This is a genomic window from Shewanella sp. Actino-trap-3, from assembly GCF_002836275.1.
In the GTDB taxonomy this organism is placed as follows: Bacteria; Pseudomonadota; Gammaproteobacteria; order Enterobacterales; family Shewanellaceae; genus Shewanella; species Shewanella psychromarinicola.
On record NZ_PJCE01000001.1, the window covers coordinates 2,267,582 to 2,284,736 of the forward strand.

The following is a 17,155-nucleotide window of genomic DNA, read 5'->3' on the forward strand; positions in this document are numbered from 1 at the left end:
GGCAATGTGAACTATTGCGCAAAAAAATGCCCTAGAAATAAATAACTAGGACATGTTGAGCTTTACTGTGAATGGATAAAGGCTGTAAAAAAGCGCTAACTTGATCGCGCTCAACTTGAGTTATTGCCATAAAATCTTGCTTAGCGGTTTAGCTTGCCCATCATGCCACACAATGGCTTCTTCTAAGGTTGCCGCACGGCCACCATGTAAAAAACCACTTGTAGATTCTGTTTGGGTGAGTCCTATGTCCCATAATGGCCGTTGGCGCCATTCATTACCATCGGCTAAAAAGTCGCCACAATCATCCTCCGGCCCATCATTAATATCATCCAGTAACATGTCACTAAACGGATAAATAGTCTGACCTTTTAGACTGTCGCTCATCGGGATCACCAAGCATCGGCATCTTGTGGTTAAGCTCACCTAAAGCAGTATTCTTTATTGGTACTGAATTGGCGTTATGCTCAATGGCATTAGCATTCCATGTGGCGCGTCATCCTCTACCGAGTAAAGAAGCCTTATGGTCATGGTTGAATATAAAACACTAAACGATTCAGCGCAGATGTCATACCATACAGACATGACGCAAGCGCAATGCATAAAGAGGTTTAATGATGGCTGATGTTGATGTTACGCAAATCCAAGATGGCAACACTCAAGTGTCCGCTCGCAAAAAAACCTTATTGCTCGGGCGCATTATCGGTTTAGCAAGCGAAGAAGATTATCGGCCTTCAACAGCATCCGTTGCAGAGCGTGCAGAACACCGTCAACGCAAACAACTCAGCCAGCATCAGGCCAACCTTGAAAGCATTTTTGCCTTAGCGCTCACTTACACCCCATCGGATGTTACTGGTGTGGAGTTAGATCCTGATTGGCGCTATCAATTCTTTCAAATGGCAGAACAAATTCATAATCGTAAGATGCAAGATTTATGGGCCAGAATTTTGGCCAGCGAAGTCGTCAACCCTGGTAATTTCAGCCTTCGCACCTTGGCGCTGCTCACACAATTGACGCTTCGAGAAGCACAGATCTTTGAAAAAGCGCTAGGTATGTCAGTCAAAATTAATACTGAACCCAGATTTAAATTACTCAGCAGTTATCGTATTAATGGCGGGATAAAACAATATTTTCGTAAGCATACTCAAACCAACTTCGGCCTGTCACAGTTCGGGTTACCTTATTCGAGTATTTTAACGTTAGTCGATGCGGGGTTGTTACATAAAAGCGAATTTGAAACTGGGCTATTAAGCAGTAATGAAAATATTCAGTTAACGATGTGTAATGCCACTTTGACCCTAAAACCCGAAGATCAGCACTTGCTGTTTACCTATTATCGATTTACCACTGTAGGTGATGAGTTATGCCAATTAATTCAGCCAAAAAGTGATAATGAATTTATCCATACGCTTCAAACCATCTTAGCCAAGGACTTTATCGTTAGCGGTTAATATTTTTATAAAGGTGCGAATACTTGGCTTTATGTTCGCTAAATAAAAATTGGCGCAACATTTCACGCGACTCACCCTCGGCACTAATTTTTGCCGCCATGATCCCGTTCTCGGTCCTTACAGGTTCAAAGACCATATCAAGGTGCACACCATTAGGTAAAATAAGCTGGGTTAAATGGGGCATTTTGGCATTAAGTTCTTGCGGCACTTTAATCGTCATCCCCGAGCTAGACAAAGATAATACCTCAACATATTTCGCGGAGTCATTATCCATCACCTTGATGTTTTTGACATGTTCAAGCCGCCAGCTACGTTCTCCACCGCGCATATCAATCACTTCAGGGACGCCCAACTGTGGTGAAAATTGCCCTAGGTCATCTTGTTTTAAGGTTAACGGAAACCACAACTGATAATAGCTTATCTCAGCGAGCAAGGTTAGTTTGGCATTCCCCAGAATATGAGCAAGTACTTGAGGTATTTCAGTCGCGACACTTAATGAATGTTTCGCTAATGAATTATCGGTACTGTCATCTTCCGGTGCAAAAACATCGCTAAAGTAAGCGAGTTCTTCATCAGATAAAGTAGACATAAGGTAACCTTATTTCAAACAAGAACACTTTTATTATACTAACACCTTAGTATGATAACGAACAAATTTTAAACAAAAATGTAACCTTTAATATGTAGCAAGCTAATTAATACCCAACAAAAACAATATAAATAATGTATTTCTAGCTTGTCGCTAATATCAACACCACAAAAACCTTATAAATGATGTATTTCTAGCTTGTCGCTAATATAAACACCAACAAAAAAATTATAAATAATGTATTTCTAGCTTATTGCTAATATCAACACCAACAAAAAAGACGAACTGAGTTCGTCTTTCAAAATGCCACAAGATAATGATTAACGATCGTGCTCAGCTTCTATTTGCAGCGCTTTTTTAAATGACGTATGGCTCATTAATTGCTGATAATAGTTTGCAATATTTGGATATTTTTCAAACTCGCCATTTTGACCGACAATCTCTGCAATAAACGACATCATAATATCAGCACCACTGAGACTGTTGCCGACTAAATATGACTTACCATCAAGACGGTCATTAACATAACCGATAACTTTGGCGGTTTCAGCATCGGCATATCCACCAATAAACTGGGTTTCAGCCCCCTCCATTTTGACAAACATTTTCAACAATAATGGCAGTGCGGCTGAGCTTTCAGCAAAATGCATCCATTGTTGATAATCAATATAATCAGCCGTGCCTGGTGCTGGCATTAATCGATCCGCGGCATACGTTTGGATCAAGTAATCGGTTATCGCACCAGATTCGGCAATAGTATATCCGCTGGCTTCTAATACCGGAGACTTGCCTAACGGATGCACTTTTTTAAGCGATTCTGGTCCTAAAAATGTGCTTGTATCACGTTGGTAGGCGACTAAGTTATAGTCAACACCCAATTCTTCAAGTAACCAAATAATGCGTTTTGAACGTGATTTATTTAAGTGATGTAAGGTAATCATTTAGATATTCTCTCTAGGGTAAAGGCGTTCGCAAAAGAAGTCATTACAGTCCACTTCAATGCCAATCCTGTGATAAAAAAAGAGACGCTAGATTGCTCTAGCGTCTCTTAACTATGAACAATATTACGCTAATAACGCTAACATTTTTTCTGCCACTAACTCTGACGACGCTGGGTTTTGACCAGTAATTAATTTACCGTCAACCACAGCATATGGATGCCAATCATCACCCTTAGAATAGGTAGCACCGTTTTGCTGCAGCATATCTTCAACTAAAAATGGCACAATATCGGTGAGTTGTACGGCTGCTTCTTCGCCATTGGTAAACCCAGTCACATTCTTACCTGCAACTAATGGGGTGCCGTCTGGCTTTTTAGGGTACTTAAGCGCAGCAGGTGCATGACATACCAAGCCTAAAAGCTTGTCGGTTTTGTAGCACTGCTCAATTAACGCAATCGAGTCTTTATCATTGGTTAAATCCCATAACGGACCATGACCACCAGGATAAAACACCGCGTCATACTCAGCTACGTCAATTGATGCCAATGTGTGCGTATTGGCTAATAACGCCTGTGCTGTAGCATCGGTTGCAAAACGACGTGTTGAGTCAGTTTGAAAATCTTCTTTATCACTTGTCGGGTCTAATGGCGGTAAGCCACCTTTAGGTGACGTCAGCACAACCTCAACACCTTTGTCTGTAAATGCGTAGTATGGTGCCGCTAGCTCTTCTAACCAAAAACCGGTTTTCTCGCCTGTGTCGCCTAATTTGTCGTGCGATGTTAATACCATTAATACTTTCATTGTTATTCCTTAAATAGAGTTTGTTTATCCGTAATCGGTTAGATTACAGAGGATTGTTTACTTTAATGACAACCTTGCCGAAGTTTTCGCCCTTTAGCAGCCCGATAAAGGCTGAGGTCATGTTTTCAAGACCATCGACAATTTGTTCACGATATTGAATTTTGCCTTGTGCCAACCACTGCCCCATATCATTGGCAAATTCTGGATAGCGGTCGCCGTAATCGTCAAAAATAATAAAGCCTTGCATCTTAATACGCTTAACCAGCAAAGTGCCCATCAGTAATGACAAACGATCAGGGCCATCGGGTAACGAGGTCACATTGTACTGAGAAATTAATCCACACAATGGCACTCGAGCACCGGTATTTAATAACGGTAAAACAGCATCAAACACTTTACCGCCAACGTTTTCAAAATACACATCAATGCCGTTACCACAATGTTTTGCCAGTTGCTCCGCAAAATCAGCCGCTTTGTGATCAATACATTCGTCAAAACCTAGCACTTCTTTGGCGTGACGACATTTTTCTGCGCCGCCGGCAATACCCACCACTCGACAACCTTTTAATTTACCAATTTGGCCAACCGTTGCACCAACAGGGCCAGTAGCGGCTGCCACTACAATGGTTTCACCCGCTTTAGGTGCACCAATGTCCAATAAGCCCATATAAGCGGTAAAGCCTGGCATGCCCATAATACCCAAGGCATAAGAAGGATTGCTTGGATTATCGCCCAACTTCATTAAGCCTTCGCCATTTGATACCAAGTAATCTTGCCAACCACCAAACGATAATATCCACTCACCCACTTTGTAATCTGGATGATTAGACACTTCAACTTGTGATACCGCCGCGCCCACCATAACATCGTCAATGGCGACGGGCTCTGCATATGATTTGCTATCATTCATGCGGCCACGCATATAGGGATCAAGTGATAAATACACCGCGCGCAATAACACCTCACCTTCTGCCGGTAAAGGTTTGTTGACGGTTTCTAAGCGGAAGTTGTTGGCAACAGGTTCCCCTTGAGGACGGCTGGCGAGTACGATGCGACGATTTTGAGTGTTCATTTTGTGTCCTTTAAATAACATAAGCACCATAAAATGGTACTGAGAAGACAATATGACCTCGGTTGTTAAAAGCTATTTACAGCAGTAATACTGATATCTTGCAAACACTGCTACCATAAACAACCAAGGCCAAATAATACGTTTCTTTTACTTAAGTTGATCAGTCCAAATCTGATCAGTGACTTTGAGAGCTAAATAACTGATATGAATAAAAATAAATCCCTATTACTCGAAAACCAGTTGTGTTTTGCTGTTTATTCAACGTCATTGGCCATCACGCAGCTGTATAAACCGTTACTTGACTCTATTGGACTAACCTACACCCAATATTTGGTGATGTTAGTCCTCTGGGAGCAAGATGGCTTAAGCTTAAAAACCTTAGCCTGTAAACTCGGTCAACAATCAGGTGCATTAACACCTGTGATTAAACGTCTCGAAACCGATGGGCTACTGACACGCATTCGCGATACTCAAGACGAACGGATGTTATCCATGCAATTAACCGAAAAAGGTCACCAACTTCAAGCCCGAGCTGAGCAGATCCACAAATGTGTTATTGAACAATGCGGTATCGAAACATCTGAACTCACCGAACTTAAACAACAATTGGACCAATTTAAAGCAAAACTCCCATCACATATTGAGCTCTAACGCACAAAATGACTAAAAACTTGCACTAAGTTTGCTTTGCACTTGCTATATGATAATCACGATAACCAATTGCGTGCAACTTAAATTAACAATTTTTAAGATCAATGAGCTATTTAATATGATTATTACATCGGATTGTCACATTAACTGATGGCCATGATACTCAATGTGATCCGCTGCGACGCACAACGCATCAGTCATTAAGTACATATTATTACGCTATATTGACACTATTACGTCCGATATTTTTTGACGAATATAACGCCTTATCTGCCCGCTTAAAAAGCTCTAAAAATGTCTTATCTTGAGGATGTATTGTTGCTACACCAATGCTAATGGTTATTGGCGGTGCCAGCGGTTCATCATATTGTTGTTGAGCTTCCCTTAAGCGTTCTGCCATTATATAAGCAGAATCAATATCCGTATCGGGTAATAAAATGGCAAATTCTTCGCCGCCAATTCGAGCCAATACATCGGCCTCGCGGATCTGGTCATGACATATATTGGCGACGCGCTTAATCACCTCATCACCCACTAAATGGCCATAAGTGTCGTTGACCGCTTTAAACAAATCAATATCAATAATCATTAACGAAAAAGGTTGGAAATAGCGGCTAGCACGCAAAAACTCGTGTTCGCAGAATGAGGTAAATGAGCGCCGATTGAATAAGCCGGTTAACGGATCAGTATTAGCCTGCAGCTCTAATTTTGATCGTAAATGATACTCAGCGGTGACATCGGTAGAAATACCAATGAGACCAATTAGTATGCCTTTTTGATTATATAAGGGTTGCTTAACCTCGTGGTACACAATCAAAGAATCTTCAGTATCAACAATAATATCATCAGCTATTTTACTTTGTGAATTAAGCACTTTATTGTCATTGTGATGTAAAATATCAGCGATATTGGCAGGGAAATAATCTCGTTCTGAAGTGCCTTTTAGTTTCTCAAGCGTAACGCCAAAATAATCGAGGGTGAGTTGATTGGCAAAAATATACTTACACTGGGTATCTTTGACATAAATATAGACATCGACTTGGTCTAAAATAAGTTCATAGGTATCTGACATCATCTTTCTAGCTTGTTGCTGACGATATTGATTAAGATTCAAAAACAGCAACAAGGCAATCAATGATAATAAGATGAAAATCAATAATCCGATGGTTTCAATCGACACGAGCATTCCTTAGCTACTATCCACATCCATGTATGTCATTAATAGTGTTAACCACAAAAAGTAAATAACATCTATTAATAACGATATAGTCAATCATACTGTTTAAATAAGTATGAGAGCATCCGCAGTAAAAATCAAACCATTAAAGTTTTTTTATCAAGTTATTGAAAATAAAATAAAAATGTATCAATTCCATTGTACTGTGATCGACAATATAGATAATCTCGCGTCAACATATATTATCGATATCACTGACCGACTATGATAAATAACATAACTGCTTATAAATAACGCTGGCTTTCATCACAAAAGGCACCTCTAACAATGCCTCTATTTGCTCAACAGGGCTCACTGGTATCGACATACTATCGCTATAGTATCGCTACAGTATCGCCATAGTTGCCCACTTCAAGCGTAACAAGCTATCGTCTACCCCATCGTTAATCCAAGCACCGCCAAGGCAATGGTGCTAATAGTATTTTTATCCATGGATACTCCCTTTTTTATTTTAATGGGCTAAATTTTTACACTGGCAAAAAATCTGTTATGTTACAAGCAAGTAAAAGGTCATGTTACCTTTATAGCGATTTAAAAAATCGTTTCGTCATGAATAAGCGATTAAATAATAAGCCGCTAACTAACTAACTAACAGTGAATTAACCCACAATGGAAATTGCAATTTTTGGCGCAGGTTCAACAGGATGTTATTTAGCAGGACAATTGTGCCTATCGGGTTTAAAAGTGACGTTAATTTGTCGCCCAGCAATTAAGCAAAAAATCATCGCCAATAACGGCATTACCTTGAGTGATTATCAAGGGTTTAATCAGACCGTGATGCCGCAAGCGTTAATCACTGACATTACTCAACAATCATCAATTAATGGCAAATTTGATGTGGTATTTGTTACCCTAAAATGCCATCAAGTCAGCACTATTGCCAATCAGTTAATGGCCATTACCCATGACCATAGCAGCATTATATTTATGCAAAATGGCTTCGGCAGTTTTGACAGCATTAAAGACTCGCTCGATCATTACGCCTTACTCCAAGGGATCACGCCGTTTAATGTACTGCAACTGCCTAATGGCGTGTTTCACAAAGGCACTGAAGGCGTATTTACCTTGCAAAAAAATCCTCATACTGTCGCGATTCAGTCGGCATTAATTTGCCAAGGATTTGGTTGCGACATAGCAGCAGACTTCACTCCGATGATTTACGGTAAATTATTATTAAATCTCAATAATGCCCTTAATGCTGTCACCAATTTGCCGATTAAACAGCAGTTAAGCCATTATAAAAATCGCCGCGTACTGACTAAGGCAATGAAGGAGTGGCTAGCAGTATGCGAGGCAGCAGATATCCAATTACATCAATACACTAAGGTCAAGCCCACTTGGTTACCCACCATTTTATCACTGCCAAATTGGTTATTTAAGCTAGTTGCTAAACAGATGCTCGACATCGATCCCAAAGCGCGTTCCTCAATGTGGCAAGACATCCAAGCTAAACGTAAAACTGAAGTCGATTTCATCAATGGTGCAGTCGTCAGTATTGGGGAAATATATGGCGTAAAAACGCCAGTTAATCGGGCAATAGTAGAACAAATTAAACAACTAGAACAACGACATTGACCAGAAGTTATATGCGATATCGTTGTCGAGGCAAATGTAATTCACTGTTATTTTTGCACCAAAAATACAACTGACGTAATCGCACCCTACAATCAAACGCGCACAAATAGTATGACCCAGGCTATCTCTGGATGAGTGTGATCATGGTGTAACTTAAATTGGCCTAAAACTTAACCCGATTAACGTATTGGAAAACAATCAAACATGAGCAACAGCAGTTTCTTTTTTGGCGAATGGCAAATTAATCCGCAAAGTAACAGTGTTCAGTCGGGTGATATCATTCGCAGTCTTGAACCCAAAGCCATGGATGTATTGCGTTTACTGTGCCAACACCAAGGGGAAGTGCTCACCGCTGATGATATTATCAATCATTGTTGGAACAATATTGCCATTGGCGACAACCCACTGCATAAAGTCATCACCCAACTGCGTAAAGCCTTAGGCGACCAAGCATCAAACCCCAGTTACATTGAAACCATCCGCAAGCGCGGTTACCGCACCCTTGCCAAGGTTGAGTTTCCCCTTGGTCATCACACCCGAGTTATTACTGAACCATGGCAAGGCCAATCGCCCTTTCCCGGCTTACGCGCATTTGAAGCTAACGATGCCGAGGTGTTTTTTGGTCGGGGTGAACAAGTCGATACCTTACTCAATCGTATTACAACACAAATCAAATTCGGTCGCGCATTTTGCTTAGTACTTGGCCCAAGCGGCACAGGTAAATCGTCGTTAATTAATGCCGGTGTTATTCCTAACCTAAAAAGCGCCAGCGGCTTTAATGGTGTCGGCGTGCTCGATTATGCCAGCATAGATTTAGCCGATGTCACCCAAGATAGGCTGCTTATTGATATTGCCTGCGCCATGCTCGACTGGGAAGTTAACCACATTGCCGTTTTCAGCGAGTTAAGTGCACAAGATCTTGCCCAGCAGCTTGAACAAGATATGCCTAGCGTCATCGCCCAATGCCAACAGGCAATAACCGCGGCTAAACCAAGTTATCAATACAGCCAAGCGCAGTTTTGCTTGTTCGTTGACCGTTTAGAAGTGTTGTTATCATCGCCTATTTATAGCGAACAACAGCGCACAGATGCCTTAGATATTCTCGAGCGTTTAGCCACCTCAGGGGTTGTACTGGTGCTCAGTGCTTGCCGCAACGACTTTTACCCCCAAGTGGTCAGTCATCCAAGCTTAATGGCAGGCAAAGCCAATGGCTCACATTTCGATTTATCTGCGCCAACCCGAACCGAATTGATGCAAATGATCCGCTTGCCGGCCAATGCCGCTAACCTCACCTGGTCAGTAGACCCTAATACCGCCATGCCATTGGACGAAATGCTCTGCAGCGACGCCGCCTCAAACCCCGATGCCCTGCCCATGTTGCAATACACTTTAGAAGCCCTGTACCTCAAGCGCGATGAAAATGACCAGCTATTAGTCTCGGTTTATCACTCACTAGGCGGTTTAGAAGGCGCTATCGGTAAAAATGCTGAACAAGTGCTCGCCAATCTTAGCGACGCTGAACGCGGCGCATTACCTAAAGTGTTATCCATGTTAGTGACCTTATCCGAAGATGAAAAATCGGTCACCAGCCGCGCGGCAAGTTTGGAAAGGCTCAATAGCGAAGCGGAACGAAATCTGGTTAACGCCATGGTCAACAAGCGCTTATTTGTGTCACATCTGCAATACGACCAAGCCTGTTTTAGTATTGCCCATGAGGCATTGCTAAGACGTTGGCCCCGTGCGACCCAGTGGATAACCCAGCACAGCGACAGCTTAGCCATTAAAAGCCGCTTACAGCATCAGTCACAGCGCTGGCTAAATGAGTCAAAAAGCCCCGCCTATTTACTCACCGAAGGTAAGCCCTTAATAGAGGCACAAAGCTTAGTCGCCAATCCGTTATTTACCTTAGAGCCACACGAAGCCGCCCTGATCCAAGCGTCAACCAAACAGGCCAATGCTGGCCGGTGGCGTCGCCGCGTTACCATGCTGACCCTGGTTACCTTAACGATTATTGCTATCACCATGAGCGCACGCAGTATTCAAGCCGAAAACCAAGCCCAGCAAAAACGCCTTGCGGCAGAAAACTTACTTGGTTTTATGGTGGGCGAATTCGCCGATAAAATGCGCGGCATTGGCCGCATGGACTTGCTCGATGGGATCAGTAGCAAGGCGCTGGAATATTTCAGCGACTTTTCTGCCGACGATGTCAGCACGTTAAGCTTTGAAGCCCAGTTTCAACACAGCCAAACCTTAGAGGCCATGGGCGAAGTGGCCTATTCGCGCGGCAATACCGACGAAGCCCACAGCGCATTAATCGCCGCCCGTGAACGCATGCTGCCGTTACTTGAAATACAGCCTCAACACCTCAATTTACTTAAAACCTTAGGCGCCAATGCCTTTTGGCTCGGCCAGCTTAAATACGATCAAAGTGATTGGGCTGCGACGCAGCCATGGTTCGAACAATACTTAACCTACAGCCAAGCCATGTATCAATATGCGCCAGAGGACAACGATGCACTAATGGAGTTGTCCTATGCCCATAACTCCTTGGGCTCGATTTATATGAAGCAGCAACACTTTACCGCCGCCCGTGAGGCATTTGAACAATCATTGCAACTTAAGCTTAAATTATGGGACAAAGACCAAACAAATAGCCAGCTAATTGCTGATATTGCGGATACACGCTCGTGGCTTGCCAGTGCAGCGGTTTATCAAGGAGATGTTGTTGCGGCAATAAAAATACATCAACAAATTCAACAACAATTGGCTAATAAAGCATTAGAAAAACAACCTTATTTACTTGAGCGATCATCGAGTAGTTATGCTCTGCAGGCTAAATTATTAAATTACCAAGGCCAACGCCAACCAGCCTTTGAAAAATCAAAACTTAGCTTAGCGGCGATTACCAACGCCCTTAAACAAGACCCCAAAAATGATATTTGGAAGACCCAACAATATTACGCTTACCTTGATATGTTGACCTTTAGCACTGAGCCCATTGAGCACACCATGGATCAGAGTATCGACTCTTTGGCAGCCATGATTAATACCGATGTAACCTTAATAACCTCAAACAAAAAAAATGACCTATGGGCTAAATATCAGCTGGCTGCGGCAAATTATTTAGCATCACAAGGACAATTAGCAGAAAGCTTAATCTATACCCAGCAGGCAATTGCTTCTTTTAACCAATTAACTACTGAGTTTGGCCAAAACACGACTTATCCTGCAGGATTAGCCCAAAGCAACATGCTTGCGGCAACATTGCTAACATCCTTAGGGCAGCCGCAGCAAGTTAACCTACTGTGTAAGCAATCAAAAGCGCTACTCGCCTCTATTGTCGATAACAACAGCGCCCCCAAGTTTACCGTCCCTTACGCTCAGGCCCTCGACTGCCTCAAAGAGCTTAATCAACACCCTGATTTAATCCAGCTGTTACAACGAACGAGCATAACTGATTATAGATTTAGCCCAAAAGCTAACCCCTAACCCCTGAACAAAAAGTATGGAGAATATAATGTCAAATACTCAAGGCCAAGCAACGTTTTTTAACCTCACCGTCATCCTCGACAATGATGTGCCAGTATTTACTTACACCAACCTAGATGGCACCGCAGTATGTGGCAATGTGGTCATTAACCAATACAGCACCATTTCTTACCAATTGATAGATCAAACAGGTAAGGGGCTTAAATTTGTTGGTGCGGCATTCACCACTCCTTTTGATAAAATTATTGATGCCATCACCATTAGCAGCGATGGCAGCTTAATTCAATTAACCGATTTAGATGAAGTACCAGGCAATACCAGCTTTCAATTTGTACTATCTAACACCACCAATACCTTAATGCTACTAAGTCCAGACCCACAAGTGGTCAATCGCCCAGACTAAATATTAAATACATTTAACATTAAAGCTCAGGCTTGCCCTGAGCTTTTGATGTTGTTCGACATAGCTAAACCAAGCAATAGCTAAATCAATCCATAGCATAATCATGGCTAAAACGGCGTGTGTTATCCATTAACACACTGTGTTATTGTTTTTTAAAAGTTAACTTATTATATTTAAAAGGAATTAGTATGAAATGTTCTATCTCTTTGGTGTTCGCCGCCATATTGTGTGCCGCTCCTGTTATTAGCCAAGCGGCAACCCAACAAGAAATCGATTTAGCACTGGCCCCGGTCAAAAACAGTGCTCAACTGCAAGTGCTATTAAGCGACGCGTCAGGGTTAGATGCCCTCGAAGATACCTTGCTCAACTAAACTAAATTAAACTAAACTACAGTACTGCCTATGTTGTTCAGCAAAACTACCTCATAGAATGCTTATCCTGATGCAAAATATATCGCAGCTCAACAATCTTTAGCCTTATAAAAACCAATCATCTCTCACTATCAAGCCGCTAGTATCAAGCCGCTAGTATCAAGCCATGAGTATCAAGCAACTAATATCAAGCCGCTAATATGCCCCTATACAAGGTTTTTTTACTCAGTCATATCTCTATTTTGGATCAACTCACACCTGCAGATCGCTGTAACACTCAAGCGCTAACCAATAACATTTAGCCAATAGCAATACTTTTACTCAATAAACATCAATTTGCAATCCATTTAAATATATTTAAATCAACAGGTTAAAACCAGAAGATTACCGAAAGGTAAACAGGCATTATTCCTAATAGAGTATTTGACATCAGCACCGAGTCGACAGTAGAAACACACAAAGGAATGCACCATGTTTAACCATGACAAATTAACTGAACTCAATGACACCATTTCCCGAGTGACTAAATTAACAGACTCGTTTGCTAAATATCCTGGCATAGTCAAAAAGCAGATTTCAAATAACCTTATGACTCGCGAAAACGTTATGTATAAAAACATGGTGACTGCAGAACAACATGGTCAAATCACCACCGCAGAAAACCTACAAATCACCACTTTGCTCAATGTGATAAGTGCGATATCAGAAGCGATTTTTGTGATTAATTCTACTGGTGTGATTGAGATGATAAATCCATTGGCGGCTAAATTATTTGGTGCACATAATGAGATGTTAATTGGCCAAACTTGGACCGATTATTTACAAAGCCCGTTTAAAGATGAATATCAATCGTTATTTGATGTTTGGAATAAGGCAAGTGCAAGCAATAAACAAACCGCGCCGTTTAATCACGGTCCAAAAGAAATTATCATTAATCGCGGTGACAGCACCTTACTCGAAGCCGACTTGTCATTGTCATGCTTACCCTCAATGCAAATGGGATCTGAACCATTATTCATCGGTATCATGCATAACTTAACCAGCCATAAAGCTGAGTACCATAAACTGCGCCACTTGGCTCACACAGATAAATTAACTGGCCTTGCAAACCGTCACGCCTTTGATGATGCCCTGCAAACCAACTGGAATGACAGTATTAACCACGACCAACCCTTGTGTTTAATCATTATCGATGTCGATTATTTTAAAATATTTAACGACCAATTTGGTCATGTGAATGGCGATAAATGTTTGCAAAAAATTGCCAAGGTGCTTTTGGATGCATTGCCATCAAGCAATGCCATGGCAGCCCGCTATGGTGGCGAAGAGTTTGTGGTCATTTTACCCAACAGCAACCCATTAACAGCTGAATATATTGCTCAAAAAATTCAGCGAAGTATTAATCAATTAACCTTTACCGACTTGGGGTTGCCTGCGCAAACTAAAATCAGTGTCAGCCAAGGTATTGCCTGTGAACGCGGCGGTCAATATCGCACCCCAACAGCACTAGTATGCGCAGCAGATACCGCACTTTACCGCGCAAAATCAAGCGGGCGTAATCGAATCAATATCAGTGGCTAACCGTTAACGACTAACAATTAGCCATTAGCGAATAGCCATTGGCAGATAAATCCGCCTACTGGTTCAAATACTTGCTTTAGCACAGGTTTGATAAGCTGCAATACCACTGTTTGCATTGGCTTGCAGGGCAAGTTGATACTCGATAGCTGTGGCAAAATGTGCATCCCAATGCTGCAATTTGGGCAACATAAGTTGATGCCACAATGGTGGAATAAGCGTAAGGACAAAAGTACTCAGATACCCGCCAATCATTTGCGGTGCGTGCGGATACGGCGACAATTGATGATAAGGTAATTGGCCTTGGGCGTGATGATGCGAATGGCGAGTTAAATTAAACATCGCCCACGAACTCACCCGTTTATTGGTATTCCAAGAATGGTGTGGTTGTACTGGCGAGTTGACCGCTCGAACTAAGCCATAATGCTCCATGTAATTGACTATTTCTAAGGTCGCTTTAGCCCACAACGCCATTAGTACAAAAAAACTTACCCCCTGCCAACCCGCTAGCCAAAACACCCACCCCATAATCACTAAGCTCATGGCATATCCTCTTAAGGCTTTGTTGTGCCAACTCAATAGTGCAAGCTGTTTACGCATAAGCCTTTGTCGCTCAATATGCCAGGCACTTATATTGCCTTTAATGGTCGACATAACAATGTGCGCATACACATTACGGCCACGGGGCGCAGTCGCAGGATCGTCCAAGGTACTAACATACTTGTGATGCCCATACACATGCTCAATGGCAAAGTTAGCGTCAAAGCTAAAGGCCAATAACCAGCGGCCAATCAATAATGACACCGGCTGCCAAGTTCGGTGGCTTAACTCATGGCCGGTAATTGTTGCCATTACACCAACCACTAAGCCTAAATAAATCACCATTACCCCATACTGGATCAGGCTGGTATTTTCTCGCGCCAATAACACATCATAACCACTGATACGGGTGATCAAAGCGCCATATTGACCGATATCCTGGCTGGCAAACTGCCAACTGCTAACAAACACCAACATCACGGTTAAGGGCAGCGCCAGCCATAATTGCCACGTCAGCAAGGCCGGAAACTGATAGCTCGGCGTGTGTACATCATCACCAAATAAAATATCGCCACCTAAATACACCGCCACCCATATAGCAAAACCTATACTGATGTATGACTCACCCAAGGTAATACTGGCAATGGCAATCAGCGCCATAAGGTGAAACGACATAAACTTAAGATATTTAAACATCACAGTGTCCTACTCTTGCGGCTCATCAGCCAGCTGACGCTGACGAAAATTCAGTTTAATACTGACATTAGACCTTGGCACACTTTGGCACGCCAAAATCATTCCTTGAGCTATCGCCTTGGCTGATAACACGTAAGCACTGTCGGTTAACTGTTTAACCTCACCAGACACTAACTGGCACCGACAAGCGCCACAGCTGCCCACCTGACAATGGTGAGGAAAGCTAATGTTGGCCGCCAGTGCAGACGTTAAAATGGTTTGCTTTACGCTGACTCGCTCAATCACTTTCTGGTCATTAATCGTTAGGGTCACAGGTTTGGCCGTAAACATTGACAACATAAGCCGTCCTTTAAAGGTTAAAGGTTAAAGATTAACTTTACGCCAGCATCCAAGATAGAAAAGAGGGGGAGATGGACATAAAGGGGTCATTAATAGACAAGTGCAACAAAATCCGTTACAACTAAGTTAAATCCATTGATAAGAATGTTATGCAGCCACTGCCAATTTTTTACTTAAACCAAGTTTATCAACAACTAAGCCTGTGGGAATGTAATGTTAACATTTGGCTGAGGCATAACGGCATCACACTTGAGCAATTACAAGACCCGTACTATCAAGTGAGTTTTGATGATTATCAACGGCTAATAAACTCTGCAATCAATCTTTCGGCCAGACCAGACCTAGGTTTACATGTCGGCAATCGAATAAGCATTAACACTCATGGCATGATGGGTTTTGCCATGCTTAACAGCAGCACGCTTAAACAAGCCATTGATACATTGAAGCAGTTTATTAACACCCGCACGCCGCTGGTTAAGGTAAATATCCACGAAACGGCCGACACCATGGTCATAACATTCCAAGAAGTACAACCACTAGGCGTAATACAACAACCGTTTATGGATGCACTCTTGGTGACTATTGCTAAGTTGCTGCAACAACTCAGTCCGCACTCTCCGGCGTTATGTCAGATTAATCTGAGCTTCCCTGCGCCAACTTATTGGCAGCAATATTCGGCATTAACTAAGGTGCCAGTTCATTTTAACCAAGCCAGCACCCAGTTTATATTAACCCAAACATTGTTAACCCAACGCCTTGAGATGGCCGATCCCAGCTCATTTATGCAAGCCAGACAATGGTGCATTAACGAACTCGATCTACTTAACGGGCAGCAGAGTTTGAGTGATAAGCTGTATCAGTATTTATTGCCAAGCCCGATGCCATTACCCAGTTTGAGTGACACCGCAGCGCATTTTCACATGACACCACGCACCCTGCATCGCCATTTAGCTCAACAGCAAAGTAGCTATAAAACTATTGTGGCGTCAGTGAACCATCACATTGCTAAGCATTATTTATCGCAATCTCAAGGCAGCATTAAACAACTGGCATATCAATTAGGTTATGTGGATGTGACTAATTTTCGGCGGGCATTTAAGCGCTGGCAAGGCATGACCCCAAGTGAATACCGCCAGCAGCAAAAGACAGGATCCGAAATATGAGTTTTTAAGATGAGTATCTAATGTGAGTATCTAATATGGGTCGCGAATGTGAGTTTCTAATATGGGTCGCAAGTGTGAGTATCTAATATGAGTCGCGAGTGTGAGTATCTAATGTGAGTCACGAATATGAGTCGCGAATGTGAGTCGCGAATGTGAGTCGCGAATGTGAGTCGCGAATGTGAGTATGCCATAAACGTAAAAAAGCAAACTGCGTTAACCTTAAACCCATGCCCAACATCATCAAGACAAGCGCCAAGGGTCG

At 42.4% G+C, this 17,155-nt stretch carries 16 protein-coding genes and 1 pseudogene; 9 read left to right on the top strand and 8 right to left on the bottom strand.

Features of this window, described 5'->3' with window-relative positions:
• Nucleotides 1-31: 31 nt before the first annotated feature.
• A pseudogene (locus CXF80_RS09630) lies at nucleotides 32-387 on the bottom strand (di-heme oxidoredictase family protein); the annotation flags it as partial.
• A 20-nt stretch (nucleotides 388-407) separates the two neighbouring features.
• Here CXF80_RS09630 and CXF80_RS09635 point away from each other — a divergent pair.
• A complete protein-coding gene (locus CXF80_RS09635; protein WP_198554748.1) occupies nucleotides 408-548 on the top strand; it encodes a hypothetical protein in 141 nt (46 codons plus the stop codon).
• A gap of 66 nt (nucleotides 549-614) precedes the next feature.
• Entirely contained in the window at nucleotides 615-1,448 is an 834-nt protein-coding gene (locus CXF80_RS09640) for a TIGR03899 family protein (protein WP_101034735.1), read from the top strand.
• Here the strand turns inward: CXF80_RS09640 and CXF80_RS09645 are convergent.
• The 4 genes from CXF80_RS09645 to CXF80_RS09660 form a co-directional block, all read right to left on the bottom strand.
• A complete protein-coding gene (locus CXF80_RS09645) occupies nucleotides 1,438-2,037 on the bottom strand; it encodes a hypothetical protein (protein ID WP_101032669.1) in 600 nt (199 codons plus the stop codon). The genes CXF80_RS09640 and CXF80_RS09645 overlap by 11 nt on opposite strands.
• A 320-nt stretch (nucleotides 2,038-2,357) precedes the next feature.
• Nucleotides 2,358-2,978 (bottom strand): glutathione S-transferase family protein, encoded by a 621-nt coding sequence (locus CXF80_RS09650; RefSeq protein ID WP_101032670.1) that lies wholly within the window; start codon nucleotides 2,976-2,978, stop codon nucleotides 2,358-2,360.
• Nucleotides 2,979-3,101: 123 nt separating this feature from the next.
• Entirely contained in the window at nucleotides 3,102-3,779 is a 678-nt protein-coding gene (locus CXF80_RS09655; protein WP_101032671.1) for a type 1 glutamine amidotransferase domain-containing protein, read from the bottom strand.
• Between the two features lie 43 nt (nucleotides 3,780-3,822).
• Nucleotides 3,823-4,851 carry an NADP-dependent oxidoreductase gene (locus tag CXF80_RS09660; protein ID WP_101032672.1) on the bottom strand — a complete coding sequence of 343 codons (1,029 nt, stop codon included), beginning with the start codon at nucleotides 4,849-4,851 and terminating at the stop codon, nucleotides 3,823-3,825.
• Between the two features lie 204 nt (nucleotides 4,852-5,055).
• Here CXF80_RS09660 and CXF80_RS09665 point away from each other — a divergent pair, with 204 nt between their 5' ends.
• Nucleotides 5,056-5,502: a MarR family winged helix-turn-helix transcriptional regulator gene (locus CXF80_RS09665; protein WP_101032673.1), complete on the top strand. Its 447-nt coding sequence runs from the start codon at nucleotides 5,056-5,058 to the stop codon at nucleotides 5,500-5,502.
• Between the two features lie 214 nt (nucleotides 5,503-5,716).
• Here CXF80_RS09665 and CXF80_RS09670 read toward each other — a convergent pair whose 3' ends face one another.
• Nucleotides 5,717-6,682, bottom strand: coding sequence for a sensor domain-containing diguanylate cyclase (locus CXF80_RS09670; protein WP_198554749.1), 966 nt, complete (start codon nucleotides 6,680-6,682; stop codon nucleotides 5,717-5,719).
• Between the two features lie 666 nt (nucleotides 6,683-7,348).
• Between CXF80_RS09670 and CXF80_RS09675 the strand changes: the two genes are divergently transcribed.
• The 5 genes from CXF80_RS09675 (at nucleotide 7,349) to CXF80_RS09695 (ending at nucleotide 14,158) form a co-directional block, all read left to right on the top strand.
• Nucleotides 7,349-8,314 carry a 2-dehydropantoate 2-reductase gene (locus CXF80_RS09675; protein ID WP_101032675.1) on the top strand — a complete coding sequence of 322 codons (966 nt, stop codon included), beginning with the start codon at nucleotides 7,349-7,351 and terminating at the stop codon, nucleotides 8,312-8,314.
• Between the two features lie 204 nt (nucleotides 8,315-8,518).
• Nucleotides 8,519-11,803 carry an nSTAND1 domain-containing NTPase gene (locus CXF80_RS09680; protein WP_101032676.1) on the top strand — a complete coding sequence of 1,095 codons (3,285 nt, stop codon included), beginning with the start codon at nucleotides 8,519-8,521 and terminating at the stop codon, nucleotides 11,801-11,803.
• 28 nt (nucleotides 11,804-11,831) lie between these two features.
• Complete coding sequence (locus CXF80_RS09685) at nucleotides 11,832-12,206, top strand: DP-EP family protein (protein WP_101032677.1); 375 nt, start codon at nucleotides 11,832-11,834, stop codon at nucleotides 12,204-12,206.
• Nucleotides 12,207-12,394: 188 nt separating this feature from the next.
• A complete protein-coding gene (locus tag CXF80_RS09690; protein ID WP_101032678.1) occupies nucleotides 12,395-12,577 on the top strand; it encodes a hypothetical protein in 183 nt (60 codons plus the stop codon).
• A 471-nt stretch (nucleotides 12,578-13,048) separates the two neighbouring features.
• Nucleotides 13,049-14,158 carry a sensor domain-containing diguanylate cyclase gene (locus CXF80_RS09695; protein ID WP_198554750.1) on the top strand — a complete coding sequence of 370 codons (1,110 nt, stop codon included), beginning with the start codon at nucleotides 13,049-13,051 and terminating at the stop codon, nucleotides 14,156-14,158.
• A gap of 63 nt (nucleotides 14,159-14,221) precedes the next feature.
• Here CXF80_RS09695 and CXF80_RS09700 read toward each other — a convergent pair whose 3' ends face one another.
• Both CXF80_RS09700 and CXF80_RS09705 read right to left on the bottom strand, forming a co-directional pair.
• Complete coding sequence (locus CXF80_RS09700) at nucleotides 14,222-15,391, bottom strand: alkane 1-monooxygenase (protein WP_101032679.1); 1,170 nt, start codon at nucleotides 15,389-15,391, stop codon at nucleotides 14,222-14,224.
• A 9-nt stretch (nucleotides 15,392-15,400) separates the two neighbouring features.
• A complete protein-coding gene (locus CXF80_RS09705; RefSeq protein ID WP_101032680.1) occupies nucleotides 15,401-15,730 on the bottom strand; it encodes a 2Fe-2S iron-sulfur cluster binding domain-containing protein in 330 nt (109 codons plus the stop codon).
• A 149-nt stretch (nucleotides 15,731-15,879) separates the two neighbouring features.
• On the opposite strand from CXF80_RS09705, the gene CXF80_RS09710 reads away from it, so the two are divergent.
• The gene (locus CXF80_RS09710) at nucleotides 15,880-16,893 is read left to right on the top strand and encodes an AraC family transcriptional regulator (protein ID WP_101032681.1); all 1,014 of its coding nucleotides are present in this window, start codon (nucleotides 15,880-15,882) and stop codon (nucleotides 16,891-16,893) included.
• Nucleotides 16,894-17,155 lie beyond the last annotated feature (262 nt).